Genomic DNA, 14,902 nt, shown 5'->3' with positions numbered 1-14,902 from the left:
AGCGCCGATGGTACTGCACCCGGGAGGGTGTGGGAGAGTAGGTCACCGCCGGACACTATTCACGGCTCAGGCCCTGACGATGAACGTCAGGGCCTGAGCCTTTTAACGCCCTCCTGCTAAAACCCAGGGCAACCCACCGTCCCTCACCTCCCGCAGGTTTTCCGCAAACGCTCCATCACGTCCTGCAGCGTTTCCCTCAACGCTCCATCACATCCTGCAGCGTATTCCCAAGCGCTTCCGCAGTTCGCCGTCAGGGGTGCGGAAGCATTGGGGGTAAAACGGCAGGATCTGAGGGAGGATCCGGGTTTGGGGCCGGTAGAGTTGGTAGCCATGGAAAACCTCTTCAGCCACGCAGCCGGTAGCGACGTGCCCCAGCCCATCGAGAGCCTGGACCCCGTCATCTGCACCGTGGTGGTTCCCGGTCCTGTTTCCCGGGCCTTCATGGGGTTCACCGACCATACGCATCTCTGGTGGCCCATGGAGACCAACAGCGTCTACGGTCCCGGCTCCTACGTGGAGTTCGAGGAGAACCTCATCCTGGAGTCGGCCGACGACGGCCGCAGCACCATCTGGGGAACCATCGACGATTGGCAGCCTCCGCTGTCTTTCCACGCATCGTGGTACCCGGGCAGCACTGCCCTGTGGTCCACCGAGCTGCGTGTCGTGCTCCGGGGCGTCGAAGCAGGCACTGAGGTGCGCGTAGTCCATGACGGCTGGGAAGGTGCAGAGGATCCGGCCGGCACCCGTGCCGCCTGGGAGAAGGGTTGGCCCGAGGTCCTGGGCCGGTACGTGAGGTTCATGGGCGGCGTTTCAGAGTAGGACCAGTCCGGTCCTACGCCGGAGGAACCGCAGTGCTCCGCCGAATCACAAACCGGATGGGGTATTCGGTGCCCACAACCGCCCGGTCCGCCCCGCCATCGAACCCTTGGAGCAGTAGCCGCACCGCCAGGGCTCCCTGGCCGCGCGGATCCTGATCGATCGTTGTCAGCCCGAACAGTTCACCCAGTTCGTGTCCGTCCAGGCCGATGACTGAGAGGTCGTCTGGCACCTTAAGCCCGAAGTCCCGGGCCGCCAGGATGGTGCCAATCGCCATCTCGTCGGAGGCGGCGAAGACTGCGGTGGGCCGTTCGGCGGTCCCGCCCAGCAGGCTCCGTGCCGCGGCGTAGGCGCCCTCGACGGTGAAGTCCGCCCGGACCACCCATGAAGGCCGCAGCGGAAGTCCCGCCGCCTTCATGGCCTCCTCATAACCTGCACGCCGGGTGCTCGGGATCTTGAAGTCCGGCTCATTCAGCGAGTCGCCCGTAATGTGCGCAATACGGGTGTGGCCGAGCCGGATGAGGTGATTGACGGCGGCCTCCGCCAGGCCGTGGTCGTCAACGCGGATGGTGGAAGCTCCGGGCAGCGGTCCGCCGATGCCCACGAGCGGACGATCGATTGACAGCATCTGGCTGATTTCCTCCTCCGTCAGCGCCAGCGCCACCGCGATGACCGCATCCACCCGTTTCCGCAGCAGGAAGTCCTGGAGGATGCTTCGCCGCCGGACCGCCCCCTCGGTGATGTTGTAGAGCGTCAGGTCGTAACCGGCGTCGAGGAGGGCAGCCGAAACTCCCTCCACCACCGAGGAGAAGTACCAGCGGCGGACTGTGGGGACCAGGACACCGATGTTGCGGGTACGGCCGGAGGCGAGGCTGGACGCCTGATAGGAGGGCACGAAGCCAAGCTCGACGGCGGCCGCCTTGGCACGCGCGCGGCTCGCCGGCGATACATGGCCCTTGCCGCTCAAGGCGCGCGAAACGGTGGCTATGGAAAGCCCGGCCTGTTCCGCGACGTCCTTGATGCCGGCCATGCCTTAGCCCTCCGTGGCCTCGGCGGACATCCGCAGCCAGACGGTCTCGCCGGAGCCCAAGGCAAACTGCTGGTCATCCTCGCAGTAGCCTGAGGACGAACTGCGGAGCACGACCTCGCCGGCGGGAAGATCCAGCGGATCGGGCCCGATGTTCATGGCCACCAATATGTCCCCGTTGAGGAACGCCAGGGACGAAGCGGTGCACCATTCCTCCGCCCACGCGAGGGAGCCGCGGCCAAGATCCAGTTCGCGGCGGACAGTGAGCATTCTGCGGTACAGGTTCAAGTGCGACGACGGGTCCCCGGCCTGGGCGTCACGGGCCAGTTTCGCGAAGCTCTCCGGCTGGGGGAGCCAAGGCGCGTCGCCGTCGCCGAAGCCGCCGTGGCGCTCGGACGCCTTCCACGGCAGGGGGACCCGGCAGCCGTCACGTCCCAGCCGGGCGCCCCCGGACCGCGCGAACGTCGGGTCCTGCCGCTGCCGGTCCGGGATATCAATGCCGTCGGGCAGGCCAAGCTCCTCGCCCTGGTACAGGTAGGCGCCGCCGGGGAGCCCCAGCATGAACAGGGATGCCGCCGCGGCCCGGGTCCTGCCCAGCTCCTCGTCCGGCTGGGGGTCCAGGGGGCCGATGCCGTCGCCGTCCCGCGGCCCGGACCAGTCGTACCCAAAGCGGGTGGCGTGCCGGACGACGTCGTGGTTGGACAGCACCCAGGTGCTCGGCGCGCCCACTGCATCAAGGCACGTGAGGGATTCGGTGACGACGTGGCGCAGCCGGGGGAGGTCCAGCCCTGCGTGGAGGTACGGGAAGTTGAAGGCCTGGTGCATTTCGTCGGGACGGACCCAGTGGGCCAGCCGCGGCAGTTCAACACTGGCTTCCGCGCAGAGGATGCGGTCGGGGCCATACTCCTCCAGGATCCGGCGCCACGCACGGTAGACGTCGTGCAGGGCCGGCTGGCCGAACATCGGAGCTTCGTGTCCGGGGAACCCGTCGGAGCTGGCGCCGTCCGCGCGGCCGCCCCAGGCGGGAAGGCCCGGTGCTTTGACAAGGGCATGCGCGACGTCCACACGGAAGCCGGAGACACCCCGGCCCAGCCAGAAACGCAGGATGCGCTCAAACTCGTCATGCACCGCTTGGTTGTCCCAATTAAAGTCAGGCTGCGATGAATCGAAGAGGTGCAGGTACCACTGGCCAGGAGAACCGTCGGGTTCGGTGGTGCGGGTCCAGGCTGAGCCGCCGAAGTGCGACTGCCAGTTGTTGGGTGGTTCATTACCCTCGGCGCCCTGGCCGTCGCGGAAGATGAACATGTCCCGTTCGGGGCTGCCCGGCCCGGCAGCCAGTGCCGCCCGGAAATCGCGGTGCTGGTCCGAGCAGTGATTCGGGACCAGATCCACGATGACGCGCAGGCCCAGACGGTTAGCCTCGGCCACCATGCCGTCGAAGTCGCCGAGCGTGCCGAAAATCGGGTCGACGTCGCAATAGTCGCTGACGTCATATCCGGCGTCGCGCTGCGGAGAACGGTAGAAGGGCGACAGCCAGACGGCGTCCACGTTGAGCTCGGCAAGCTGCGGCATCTCGGCGGTGATCCCTGCCAGGTCACCGATGCCGTCGCCGTTCATGTCCCGGAATGAACGCGGGTACACCTGGTAAATGACGGCAGACCGCCACCAGCCGTGTGCGTTGTCGGGGGCGTGGATGGGCGTCAGGGCGCCGGCCAGCGGCGACGCCGGGTGCAGAAACGAGTCAACAGACATTGGGCAATCCTAAAGGCGGGATGCACATAAATGAAAGCGCTTACACCATCACGAGGGTTGACAGTTCAGGTCAACCTTGCGGGTGGCGGCGTCAGCACCATCACAAAGTTGGAAACGCTTCCATGAGCGCAGTGCAGGCCCACCGGCGAGGGACCCGGCAGGGCAGAGTGTGGCCCGGGTGACATCTAGACTGAAGCAAAGTGATCGAACGGGAGACCCATGGGCAGCATCGCCGACGAACTGACATCAATCCTGGGGCCGGGGAAAGTGCTCCGGGACCGGGCCGCACTAGCCGCCTACGCGGTGGATCAGGCCCCCGTGGTGGACTACCGGCTGCCCGCCGCCGTTGTTTTGGCGGAGTCGGTCGACGACGTCCAGGCCGCCGTCAAAGCCTGCGCCGCCCGGAAAGTGCCGCTGGTGCCACGCGGCGCCGGAACCGGAGTCTCGGGAGGCGCCCACGCCAGCGAGGGCTGCGTCGTCCTCGGCCTGGAACGGATGAACCGCATTCTGGAGCTTAACGCGGGTGACGAGACCGCCGTCGTCGAACCCGGCGTCATCAACGCCGACCTGAACGACGCCGCCGCGGCGCACGGGCTCATGTTTGCCCCGGACCCGGCGAGCTTCAGGATGTCCACCATCGGCGGCAACGTGGCCACCAACGCCGGCGGCCTGCGGTGTGCCAAGTACGGCGTGACCCGGGATTCCGTGCTGGCGCTGGACGTGGTTCTCGCGGACGGATCGCTGCTCCATACCGGGCACCAGACCTTCAAGGGCGTGGCCGGCTACGACCTGACCGGGCTGTTCGTGGGTTCGGAGGGCACGCTGGGCATCGTGGTCGGCGCGACGGTCCGGCTGAAGTACCTGCCCCGCGAGGTGCACACCATCGCCGCGTTCTACCCTGATTTCCGGCAGGCGGCAGCCGGTGTGCTCGCCGTCGGCAGGGCCCGCGTCCAGCCGGCCATCATGGAACTTCTCGACGGCGGGTCGCTGGCCCAGTTGGATGAGCTGCACGGCTCGGACCTCGCAGCGCGGGGAGCCTCGCTGCTCCTTGTCCAGACGGACGGTTTCGGGGCGGCGGCGGAGGCCGACGTGGTGCGGAAGGTCCTGGCAGCCGGCGGTGCCGTGGTGACCACGGAGGCCAACGCGGAGGCGGAGCATCTGGTGGAACTGCGGCGGAACAGCAGGGGCGTCGAGGTGGACGATCAGTACCGGGTCGGCGAGGACATTGCCGTGCCGCGCTCCAGGCTGGTGGACTACGTGGCGGCGCTCGAGGCGCTGGCCGAGGCCCACGACGTGAAGCTGAAAGTGGTGGCCCACGCCGGTGACGGAAACCTGCATCCGACGTTCTGGATCGACCGCGTCAACGACGAGGTGGACGCAGGTGCCATGCGCCGGCTGAACACGGCACTCGACGCGTCCATCGTGGCGGCACTGGAGATGGGCGGGACCATCACCGGCGAGCACGGCGTGGGGCAGTACAAGCTGCGCTGGCTGGGCCTGGAACAGCCCGAGCCGCTGCGGGAACTGCAGCGCCGGGTCAAGGACCTCTTCGATCCCGCCGGCATCCTGAACCCCGGCAAAGCGATCTAAAGCAAGGGGCGATCTATAAGGCTAAGGCCGGGCCCCGCAAGATTCAGGGCCCCGCCGGACCGGCCAGAAGACTCAGTCGTCGGCGTCGGGATACTCGTCCTCGCTCTCATCGGCCCCGTACCGCGACTCCTCGGTCTCCACGGCGAGGATTTTCAGCATCTCCGTGTCCGGGTTCAGCATGATGGCGGCTTCGTCGCGGCGGTGGCGCAGGATGGAGTCGATGTAGGACTGCACGGCCTCGGCCAGCGGGATGTGCCGTTCCTGCTTTTCCGACATGTACCAGCGGTGCTCCAGCACCTCATGCACGGCTTCGGCGGGTTCGAGCTTTCCGGAGAGGTCGCGGGGGATCGACCGGACGATCGGCTCGAAGATCTGGCTGACCCACAGGTGCGCGCTGTATTCCTCGTCCATCTCCGGGTTGTTGTCGGCCCGGAAGGAGTCCATGTCGTTGAGCAGGCGGCGGGCCTGGTTCTCCTGGGCGTCGAGTCCGGTCAGGCGCAGCAGGCGGCGCATGTGGTGGCCTGCGTCGACCACCTTCGGCTGCAGCTGGATGGTGGAGCCGTTCTGGGTGGTCTTGATCGCGTACTCTTCGACGTCGAAGCCGAGTTCGTTGAGCCGGCGGATGCGGGCGCCGACGCGCCAGCGCTCGCCCAGTTCGAAGGATTCCTTGGCGGTCAGCTCAGTCCACAGGCGGCGGTAGCTCTCCATGATGAGTTCGCTGGTGGCCACGGGGTCCACCTTCTCCTCGATCAGGCCGCCGTCGAGGAGGTCCATGAGTTCGCCGGCGATGTTGACGCGGGCGATCTCCAGGTCGTACTCGCGCTGTCCGGTGGAGAGGTCGGGGTACAGTTCGCCGGTCTCGGCGTCCACCAGGTAGGCGGCGAAGGCACCGGCATCGCGGCGGAACAGGGTGTTGGACAGCGAGACGTCGCCCCAGTAGAAGCCGATGAGGTGCAGCCGGACCATCAGCAGCGCCTGGGCGTCGATGAGCCGGGTGAGCGTGTCCTTGCGCAGCATCTGCGAGAAGAGCGCACGGTACGGCATGGAGAACTTCAGGTGCCGGGTCACGAGGACCGGGTTCAGGGGGTGGCCGTCGGGCGTGGTGCGGCCGGTGATGACTGCCACCGGCTCCACGCAGGGCACATCCAGCCGGGCGAGCTTGCGGAGCATGTGGTATTCGTGCCGGGCCACGTGCTCGGACGTTTCCTTGATGGCGATGACGGAGCCGCCCAGGTGCGCAAAGCGGACGATGTGCCGGGAGATACCGCGGGGGAGCGCCGCCAGGTTTTCGGCCGGCCAGTCCTCAAGCGCGATGTGCCAGGGCAGGTCGAGGAGTTCGGGGTCGGCGGCAGCGGCCGTGATGTTGAGGTTGCTTGCGACCGAGGCTGCCTTGTCGTCATTGGCGCTGGCCGCTTCGAACCTCGGCAGTTTGCCGATCTGCCCGTAGTCGGTGGGTTCGTCGTGCCACTGCGCGTTGTGTTCCTCGGTCATGGGTCAATTCTTCCGTATTTTGCAGGGGGTGCCTAAAGGGGCAGCGGTTAAAGCCCGACGGCGGCCCTCCGGTTGAGGAGGACCGCCGCCGGTTTCAGGCAGTGCTACCTTGGGCCCACGCCGGCAGGGTTCCCTGGCCGAAGCGGAGCGAGGTTAGGGTGCCGGTGGGGACTAGTCGCCCAGGCGCTCGCCGGTCTTGGTGTCGAACAGGTGCACGTGGCCTGACTGCGGACGGACCCAGATGGACTCGCCCTTCATCGGGGGGCGGCGGCCGTCGACGCGGGCCACGATGTCGTGGGTCTTGCCGTCCAGCGTGGTGTGGCCGTAGACGTAAGCGTCGGCACCGAGTTCCTCGACGACGTCGACCTCAACCTGGATGCCTTCGCCCTGGGCTGCGGTCTCGAGGTCTTCGGGGCGGGAACCCAGGGTGACGGTCTGGCCGTGGGCCTCTTCAAGGATGTTGCGCGGCACGGGGTAAACGGTGCCGCCGAACTGGACGCCGCCGTCGACCACGGGAAGTTCCAGCAGGTTCATGGCGGGGGAGCCGATGAAGCCGGCAACGAAAACGTTCTTGGGGCGGTCGTACAGGTTGCGCGGGGTGTCCACCTGCATCAGCAGGCCGTCCTTGAGGACCGCAACGCGGTCACCCATGGTCATGGCCTCGACCTGGTCGTGCGTCACGTAAACGGTGGTGACGCCCAGGCGGCGGGTGAGGGAGGCGATCTGGGTGCGGGTCTGGACGCGGAGCTTGGCGTCGAGGTTGGAGAGCGGCTCGTCCATGAGGAAGACCTGCGGGTTACGCACGATGGCGCGACCCATGGCAACACGCTGGCGCTGACCGCCGGAGAGTGCCTTCGGCTTGCGGTCGAGGTACTGCTCGAGGTCCAGGAGTTTAGCGGCTTCACGGACGCGCTCGGCACGCTCTTCCTTGCTGACACCGGCGATCTTGAGCGCGAAGCCCATGTTGTCGGCAACAGTCATGTGCGGGTACAGGGCGTAGTTCTGGAAAACCATCGCGATGTCGCGGTCCTTCGGCGGAACGTCGGTGACATCGCGGTCGCCAATGAGGATCCGGCCGGCGTTGACGTCCTCAAGGCCTGCGAGCATGCGCAGGGAGGTGGATTTACCGCAACCGGAGGGTCCAACGAGGACCAGGAATTCGCCGTCGGCGATTTCGATGTTGAGCTTGTCAACAGCGGGCTTTTCTGTGCCCGGGTACAGACGCGTAGCGTTGTCAAAAGTAACTGTTGCCACAGTTATCAATCCCTTCACCGGCAGGTACGTGCCGGACGATCCGTAGTGAATGGTTCATGTAATTCAGTTGTGCCCTACATGATGACTCCCCGGCAGGGGCCGAGGAGCATCGAGTGACGCCGCACGGTTCCTGTGCGCCACATCACAAAGAAGAGTATGTCAGATTTATCGCGAATCGGACAAAATGTTACGGACGTCACATATGAGATGCCCCACAAGGGTGCCTGTGTGCGGCGTCAGGAGGCGGCCGCGAGGGCCTTACGGCGTTCCCGCAGCAGCGCCTCAAGGAGTTCGGCGATGTGGACAGGTGCCTCCACCCGGAATTGCGCCTGGGTGAAGTCGAGGCCCACCTTCACTCCCACGTCGTCCTGAGCGAGGCGGGCCAGGGCATCCTCGTCGGTGGTGTCGTCGCCGGCGAAGAGCACCCCGGTGGCTCCGGTGGCCTGGCGGAGGAAATCGACGCCCTCGCCCTTGGACGCGTGCACCACGGACGTTTCCAGGACGCGCTTGCCGTTCTTGAGGTAGACGCCTGGCCGGTTCTGAAGCGCGGCGCGGGCGGCCGCGACGGCATCCTCTGCAACGTCGTCCGCCGCCAGCCGCGTGTGCAGCACAACGCCGGCAGGCTTTTCCTCCAGCACGGTCCCGGGAGCCAGTTCCGCGATCTCGGTCAGGATGCCCCTGACCTCCTCAAGGAGTGACAGCTGCTCGGGGTCCAGGGTCAACGGCGCCGAGCCCGGACCCAGCCACGCCTCGGCGCCGTGGCTTCCGATCAGCAGGGTCTCCTCCGGAGGGGAGGCGACCGCGCGCAAACTGTCCAGGGCCCGCCCGGAGATGAGTGCCGTCGTCGTACGCGGCAGTGCGGTCAGTTCGGCGAAGGCGGCAGCCGAGCGGGGGAGCGGGCGCGCGTCCCCGGCGCGGTCAACGATGGGTGAGATGGTGCCGTCAAAGTCCATGGCCACCAGCAGGTGCTCCGTGCCGGCGATGCGGCGCACGGCCTCCAGCAGCTCGGGTGGCAGCGTCAGCCGGGTGCTGCCGGCCTCATCGATGTGCTCTGCTTCAGGAGTCATCGCGGACCACCTTCTCGTGGAGAGCGTTCAGGAAGTCGGCCGACCAGTGGTCGACGTCGTGGTCCAGGATCTGCTTGCGCATGGAGCGCATGCGCCGCGCGGCCTCCTTGGGGGCCATGTTGACGGCCCGCATCACGGCGTCCTTGAGGCCGTCGATATCGTGCGGGTTCATCAGCAGCGCCTGCTTGAGCTGGTCCGCGGCGCCGGCGAATTCGCTGAGCACCAGCGCGCCGTCGTTGTTGGTGCGGGCTGTGACGTATTCCTTGGCCACGAGGTTCATGCCGTCGCGCAGGGCGGTGACCAGCATGACGTCCGCTGCCAGGTACAGCGCCACCATCTCCTCGACGGGATAGCTGTGGTGCAGGTAGCGGACCGCCGTGTTTTCGATCGTGTCGTAGGTGCCGTTGATGTGGCCCACGGTGCCTTCGACCTCTTCACGCAGGAGCCGGTACTGCTCAACGCGCTCGCGGCTGGGGCTGGCAACCTGGATCAGCGTCGCGTCGCCCACCTTGAGCTTTCCCTCCTTCAGGAGCTCTTCGTAAGCCTTGAGGCGGTGGCCGATGCCCTTCGTATAGTCCAGCCGGTCCACGCCCAGGAGGATGGTCTTGGGATTGCCGAGGTCCTGCCGGATCTGGCGGGAGCGTTCGATGATCTCGGGCTTCCGGGCCAGTTCAGAGATGTGCTGGACGTCGATGGAAATGGGGAAGGCCTGGGCCCGCGCGATGTGCGTGTGCTCGCCGTCGGAGTCCTTGACGTGGACCTGCTGCTGCTTGACGCTGGCGCCGAGGAAGCGCCGGGCCGAACGCATGAAGTTGCCGGCGTCGCTGCTGCGCTGGAAGCCCACCAGATCGGCCCCCAGCAGCCCGTCGATGATGGCCTGTCGCCAGGGAAGCTGGGCAAAGATTTCCGGTGGTGGGAACGGGATGTGGTTGAAGAACCCGATCTTCAGGTCCGGCCGCGCCTGGCGCAGCATGCGCGGCACCAGCTGGAGCTGGTAGTCCTGCACCCAGACGGTTGCGCCCTCATCGGCAGTACGGACGACGGCGTCGGCGAACCTTCTGTTCACCCTGCGGTACGCGTCCCACCAGGTCCGGTGAAAGTCGGGCGGAGCGATGACATCGTGGTACAGGGGCCACAGTGTTGCGTTGGAGAAGCCTTCGTAATACAGCTCAACGTCATCGCTGCTGAGCTGCACCGGGACAAGGTCCATGCCTCCGTGGCTGAACGGCTCGACCGTCTCATCGGCGGCACCGTGCCAGCCCACCCAGGCGCCGTCCGTCCGGGTCATCATCGGAGCAAGGGCGGTGACCAGACCGCCGGGCGAGCGCCGCCAGCCGGAGCCGTCGTCGCCGGGCTCGCCGGGTGCGCAGCGGTCCACCGGCAGGCGGTTGGAGACCACCATGAAGTCGTATTTGGTGGCATCCTTGGTGGCGTCCGAGCTGCCGCCGGGCAGGGCCGAGCTTTCCGTTTTTGTGTCGGATTTGTCGCTTACGGCTCCGTACATTGGGGCTCCCTAAGGTTGCTTGTGACTTCCATCAACCCTATCGGGCCGGAATCTTACGGGCCATTCGTCCGTTGGGCAGGCTGACACGAATACTTGAAAGCGCAAGCTCCAGGGTTCTCCCCTAAACTGGGGGAGTTGCCCCTGGTGGCCCGCACCTGTCCGTACGACACGAGGAACTAATGAGCCCCGCAAACGAACCCCGCCAGTCCAAAGCAGAACGCACAGCCGAGGCCCGCGAGAAAGCCCGCGAAATCCGGGAGGCGAAGCTTAAAAAGGACAAGCGGAACAAACTGCTCATTGGCTGGGGCATCGTGGTGGCCGTCGTGGCCATCCTCGCCGTCGTCGCGCTGGTGGTGACCACCAGCCTTAAGAACAACGCGCCGGTCGCGGACCAGGGTCCCACCCCGGCCAACGGCAACGTCCACGGCGGCATCACGCTGCTCAAGGGCACCGAGGTGGCAAAGTCCGCCGCCGCCAACGTGAACGTCGCGGACATTCCGTCGCCGGCAGCCTCGGCGCCTGCGACCGTCACGGCGCCGGGCGCGGAAGCCGAAAAGGGCAAGCCCGTCAAGGTGGTCCTTTATATCGACTTCATCTGCCCCGTCTGCAAGAACTTTGAGGCGACGTACAACGAGACCCTGACGAAGCTCCGCGACGAAGGCAAGATCACCGTGGAGTACCGTGCCCTGGGCTTCCTGGACAGCCGCTCCTCCACCAATTACTCCTCCCGCGCAGCCAACGCCGCCGCCTGCGTGGTGAACGAATCCCCGGAGAAGTACTCGGACTTCGTGAACGCACTTTTCGACAAGCAGCCTGCTGAAGGCAGTGCCGGGCTCTCCGACGACGAACTGAAGAAGCTGGCCACGGACACCGGCGCAAAGGACATCAGCTCCTGCGTCGAGAACAAGACATACCGCCCGTGGGTCAAGTACACCACCCAGGAAGCCGCAGCCATTGGCGTGACCGGCACCCCGACGGTCCTCGTAGACGGCAAGCAGTGGGGCAAGGGCGACAGCGCGCAGACCGAATTCCCGGCCTTCGTCGACGCCGCCATCAAGGCCAAGGCCTAAGCGTTTTTTGGGCAGTGGCCCGGTCTCCGGATTTTTCCGGGGCCGGGCCGCTGTTCGTTTCACCGTCGGCTCGTTTCTTGCCGGGCGTCCGTTTTTACGGGCGGGCGGTCCTTGGGCTAACCTTATCTAGCGCCATAGCGGCGCCAGCCCTGACGGGCACGCCTCCTTAGCTCAGTTGGCCAGAGCACCGCTCTTGTAAAGCGGGGGTCGTCGGTTCGAATCCGACAGGGGGCTCTTGCAAGGCCCTGACCTGCGGTTTTACTACCTAAGGTGAGGGCCTTTCGACTTTCCGGCTGGCGACTCACCGGATGCCTGCTTGGCGCAGCGTCTGAACGTTACCCGCGCTGCGTCGCTTCCTGCTCGACGGCCGAGCGTAGGCCCGCTGCCACCAGCGACAGAAGGCCAAGCTCGTCGAAGACTGCAATGGCGCGTTCCGTCATGGTGCCCCGGCTGGCCATCTCGCTGCGGAGGGCGGCCGGGTTTGCGCCGTCCTCGGCGAGCAGGAAACCTGCACCGGCCACAGTTTCCCTGGCCACAAGCACGGCAGTTTCAGGCTCCAGCCCCAGTCCGACGCCAGCGGCTGCCATGGCCTCTGCCAGCTGAAATGTGTAGGCGGTCCCGGTTTCCCGGAAGACCGTCACGATGCGTTCGACTGCCAATTCCATTGCTGCGGCTCCGCTTCCTGGACGAGAACCCATCGTCAAGGAACCGGTCAGTCGGTTTCGGGGCCCTGGCAGAAGGGGCAATCGTCGTCGCAGTCCGGACCCAACGGTAATGCGTTGATGGCGGGCAGGGAACCGATTCGCGGGGGAGAACACGCATCCAATACGGGCTTGCGGTCCAGCAGGGCGGTGCGGGATTTCATGACGTGACTCCTTGGGTTGGAAAGCGTTAGTAGGCCTTGACGCGCTGTTCCACGACGAGATGGATCAGGGCGAAAACGTTGTCATGCTCGATGGCGTCGAAGGCGGCTGCCAGTGCTGCGGGGACATCCACGTCCTCGTGGACGCGGATGCCGAACCCGCCGAAGGCGCGTGCCATCATGGCGAAATCCGGGTTGCGGAGTTGGAGGCCCACGAACAGCACCATCGGCGTCGAATCCTGCCATATAGGCGGCTCCGCCTTCGTGGCGGCAGACGACGGTCTGGATCGGCGAGCCGTGCAGCCCGTCCAGGACATCGAGGAAGCTCTCGTCAGCTGCGCTGCCATGGTGATCAGGGAACTCCTTCTGTGTCTGGTTGGGTGGGAAGACGTACGACGGCGGTCCGCGGCTTAGGCGTTCGAGGTCGCCGGAACGGGGGCGGACTGGGCGGCCTCGAAGGCGTGCAGGAGGCGTTCGGTGTCCTTCATCTGGTCGAGCCAGATGTCGCGGACGATGTCGATCCGGTCCTCGGGCTCCTGCAGTCCGGAGATGTAGGTGCCGATGCTGGCCCCGTTCCCGCCGGCACGGGTGTGGAGGCCGATCATCCTGGCCACGAGCTTGGCCTGCATGCCGTAGATGGGAATCTGCGGGCCGCGCGGAGCGATCATGCCCACGTAGTAGAGCTTCTCCAGGCCCTCGGGAACGATTCCGGCGCCGTACCGGACCGGAGCGCCTTTCCTGCGCGGGACCAGGGTGCTGTCAAGGAACGGCAGGCTCGAGTGGAAGCCGGTCGCCCAAAGGATGGTGTCGTACTCGCGGGCCGTGCCATCGGTGAAGTGGACGGTCTTGCCTTCGAAGCGCTCAATGCCCGGGACGATGCCAACGCGGCCGTGGTGCACCCAGTAGAGCAGGAGATCGTTGACCACCGTGCTGCCCTCGGCCAGGGTGTGGTGCCTGGGCTCAGGCATGCTTGGATAGTTGTTCCACTCGCCGATGGAGACACGGGCCAGGAGCCGGTTGATAAGATCCTGCTCGTCGGGGCGGAAGCCGGCGAGGAACTGGACTTCCTGGCGCGGCTTGCCGAAGTAGGTTTTGGGCTGGAAGTAGACGCCGTCACGGATCACGATGTCCGCCTCCAGACGGTGCTGGGCCACGTCCACGGCAAGGTCGCAGCCGGAGTTGCCGTTGCCCACCACCAGCACCCGGCTGCCGTCGACGTCCCTGACGTTGTTGTACTCGCTGGAGTGGAGCTGCTTTCCGGTGAATTCGCCCGGGAACTGGGGGACTTTCTTGTCCCAGAGGTGGCCATTGGCGACGATGACGCCGTCGTACGTTTCAGAGCCGTTGGATGTGGTGACCGTCCAGCCGGCTGAGCCGGTGGTGCCGTCGGTGGGAACAGGGGTGACGGACAGGACCTCGGTGTTGAACTGAATGATGTCGAAGTGGCCGTGCTTGCGGGCGTAGGACTCGATATAGTCGCGGACCTGGTCCCGGCGGGGGAAGTGCGGGTAGTGCGCCGGCATGGGGAAGTCCTCGAAATGGGTCATTTCGCGGGACGTGATGAGGTGCAGCGCCTCGTAGTCGGTGTGCCAGTGGCCGCCGACGCGGCTGCTCTTTTCGAAGCAGTCGACGTCGTAGCCTGCCTGGCGCAGTTGCTGGAGGGCTGAGATGCCGGCGGCGCCGGCACCGATGACGCAGTAGCGGGTCATGGTGTTGTCCGTTCAGGTAGGAGGGGTTGGAACCAGTTAGCGGATGACGTCGCCGCCGGAGAGGGTGACGGTTTCGCCGGTCATGAAGCCGGCCGCGTCACTGCCGGTGAGGAGCCAGGCCCAGCGGGCGATTTCCTCCGGCTGGGCCACCCGGCCCACCGGGATCGCAGCCGCGGCGGCTTCCATGCGGCCGGTGGCCCGGTTTCCGGGGGTGTCCACCCAGCCCGGCGCGATCGCGTTGACGCGGATTTTCCGGTCGGCCAGTTCCAGCGCCGTGGCCTTGGTGATCATGATGACGGCGGCCTTGGACGCTCCATAGACCAGCTGGCCAGGAGATACGTGGTAGCCGTCCACTGACGCGAAGTTCACCATCGCCGATCCTTCAGGCATGGACCTCGCTGCGGCTGCCATGACATTGAGAACGCCCAGAACGTTGACGTCGAAGACCAGGCGGTAAAGCTCCTCGGTGTACGTGTCCAGGCTCGACGGCGGGTAGACACCTGCGATGTTGGCGACGGCGTGGATGGAGCCGCCCAACTCCGGCAGAACGTCGTCGAGCTTTGCTTGCAGGGAGGCGCGGTCCCGGACGTCGGCCACCAGCGGGGTCACCCGTGTGGAATGACCGTTGAATTCGGGTGCGGTGACGTCGACGGCGATCACGTGCCAGCCTTCGCTGAGGAAGACTTCGGCGGTGCTCCGGCCCATGCCGCTGCCGGCGCCTGTGACGAGGGCGACGCGAGGGGATGTGTTGTTCATGGTG

General features: G+C 66.1%; 13 protein-coding genes, 1 tRNA gene and 1 pseudogene. 4 read left to right on the top strand and 11 right to left on the bottom strand.

Features of this window, described 5'->3' with window-relative positions:
* Positions 1 to 330: 330 nt before the first annotated feature.
* The gene (locus tag ACFQ50_RS14855; RefSeq protein WP_377996319.1) at positions 331 to 819 is read left to right on the top strand and encodes a hypothetical protein; all 489 of its coding nucleotides are present in this window, start codon (positions 331 to 333) and stop codon (positions 817 to 819) included.
* A 13-nt stretch (positions 820 to 832) separates the two neighbouring features.
* Here ACFQ50_RS14855 and ACFQ50_RS14850 read toward each other — a convergent pair whose 3' ends face one another.
* Together ACFQ50_RS14850 and ACFQ50_RS14845 are read right to left on the bottom strand one after the other, a co-directional pair.
* Positions 833 to 1,846 carry a LacI family DNA-binding transcriptional regulator gene (locus ACFQ50_RS14850; protein ID WP_377996318.1) on the bottom strand — a complete coding sequence of 338 codons (1,014 nt, stop codon included), beginning with the start codon at positions 1,844 to 1,846 and terminating at the stop codon, positions 833 to 835.
* A gap of 3 nt (positions 1,847 to 1,849) precedes the next feature.
* Entirely contained in the window at positions 1,850 to 3,595 is a 1,746-nt protein-coding gene (locus ACFQ50_RS14845; RefSeq protein WP_377996317.1) for a glycoside hydrolase family 13 protein, read from the bottom strand.
* 219 nt (positions 3,596 to 3,814) lie between these two features.
* Between ACFQ50_RS14845 and ACFQ50_RS14840 the strand changes: the two genes are divergently transcribed.
* On the top strand, positions 3,815 to 5,185 hold the full coding sequence (locus ACFQ50_RS14840; RefSeq protein ID WP_377996315.1) for an FAD-binding oxidoreductase: 1,371 nt from the start codon (positions 3,815 to 3,817) through the stop codon (positions 5,183 to 5,185).
* Between the two features lie 72 nt (positions 5,186 to 5,257).
* Here the strand turns inward: ACFQ50_RS14840 and ACFQ50_RS14835 are convergent, their stop codons facing one another.
* The 4 genes from ACFQ50_RS14835 to ACFQ50_RS14820 form a co-directional block, all read right to left on the bottom strand.
* Positions 5,258 to 6,676: a DUF4032 domain-containing protein gene (locus tag ACFQ50_RS14835; protein ID WP_377996314.1), complete on the bottom strand. Its 1,419-nt coding sequence runs from the start codon at positions 6,674 to 6,676 to the stop codon at positions 5,258 to 5,260.
* A gap of 171 nt (positions 6,677 to 6,847) precedes the next feature.
* Complete coding sequence (locus ACFQ50_RS14830) at positions 6,848 to 7,930, bottom strand: ABC transporter ATP-binding protein (RefSeq protein WP_102973130.1); 1,083 nt, start codon at positions 7,928 to 7,930, stop codon at positions 6,848 to 6,850.
* Between the two features lie 236 nt (positions 7,931 to 8,166).
* On the bottom strand, positions 8,167 to 8,997 hold the full coding sequence (gene otsB / locus ACFQ50_RS14825) for a trehalose-phosphatase (RefSeq protein WP_377996313.1): 831 nt from the start codon (positions 8,995 to 8,997) through the stop codon (positions 8,167 to 8,169).
* The gene (locus tag ACFQ50_RS14820; protein ID WP_377996320.1) at positions 8,987 to 10,399 is read right to left on the bottom strand and encodes a trehalose-6-phosphate synthase; all 1,413 of its coding nucleotides are present in this window, start codon (positions 10,397 to 10,399) and stop codon (positions 8,987 to 8,989) included. Before ACFQ50_RS14820 ends, otsB begins: the two co-directional genes overlap by 11 nt.
* Positions 10,400 to 10,680: 281 nt before the next feature.
* On the opposite strand from ACFQ50_RS14820, the gene ACFQ50_RS14815 reads away from it, so the two are divergent.
* Positions 10,681 to 11,571: a DsbA family protein gene (locus tag ACFQ50_RS14815; RefSeq protein ID WP_377996312.1), complete on the top strand. Its 891-nt coding sequence runs from the start codon at positions 10,681 to 10,683 to the stop codon at positions 11,569 to 11,571.
* Positions 11,572 to 11,731: 160 nt separating this feature from the next.
* A tRNA-Thr gene (locus tag ACFQ50_RS14810) sits at positions 11,732 to 11,805 on the top strand.
* Between the two features lie 101 nt (positions 11,806 to 11,906).
* Here the strand turns inward: ACFQ50_RS14810 and ACFQ50_RS14805 are convergent.
* The 5 genes and pseudogenes from ACFQ50_RS14805 to ACFQ50_RS14785 all read right to left on the bottom strand — a co-directional run bounded on the left by ACFQ50_RS14805 (position 11,907) and on the right by ACFQ50_RS14785 (position 14,898).
* A complete protein-coding gene (locus ACFQ50_RS14805) occupies positions 11,907 to 12,236 on the bottom strand; it encodes a pyrroline-5-carboxylate reductase family protein (protein WP_377996311.1) in 330 nt (109 codons plus the stop codon).
* A 47-nt stretch (positions 12,237 to 12,283) separates the two neighbouring features.
* Positions 12,284 to 12,436 carry a hypothetical protein gene (locus ACFQ50_RS14800; protein WP_377996309.1) on the bottom strand — a complete coding sequence of 51 codons (153 nt, stop codon included), beginning with the start codon at positions 12,434 to 12,436 and terminating at the stop codon, positions 12,284 to 12,286.
* Between the two features lie 26 nt (positions 12,437 to 12,462).
* A pseudogene (locus ACFQ50_RS14795) lies at positions 12,463 to 12,645 on the bottom strand (acetolactate synthase); the annotation flags it as partial.
* 198 nt (positions 12,646 to 12,843) lie between these two features.
* Positions 12,844 to 14,142 carry a flavin-containing monooxygenase gene (locus ACFQ50_RS14790; RefSeq protein ID WP_377996308.1) on the bottom strand — a complete coding sequence of 433 codons (1,299 nt, stop codon included), beginning with the start codon at positions 14,140 to 14,142 and terminating at the stop codon, positions 12,844 to 12,846.
* Positions 14,143 to 14,178: 36 nt separating this feature from the next.
* Complete coding sequence (locus ACFQ50_RS14785) at positions 14,179 to 14,898, bottom strand: SDR family NAD(P)-dependent oxidoreductase (RefSeq protein ID WP_377996307.1); 720 nt, start codon at positions 14,896 to 14,898, stop codon at positions 14,179 to 14,181.
* Positions 14,899 to 14,902 lie beyond the last annotated feature (4 nt).

This window comes from Arthrobacter sp. NPDC056493 (assembly GCF_042795115.1).
Lineage (GTDB): Bacteria > Actinomycetota > Actinomycetes > Actinomycetales > Micrococcaceae > Arthrobacter.
This window is presented reverse-complemented; position numbering and strand designations above follow the sequence as displayed.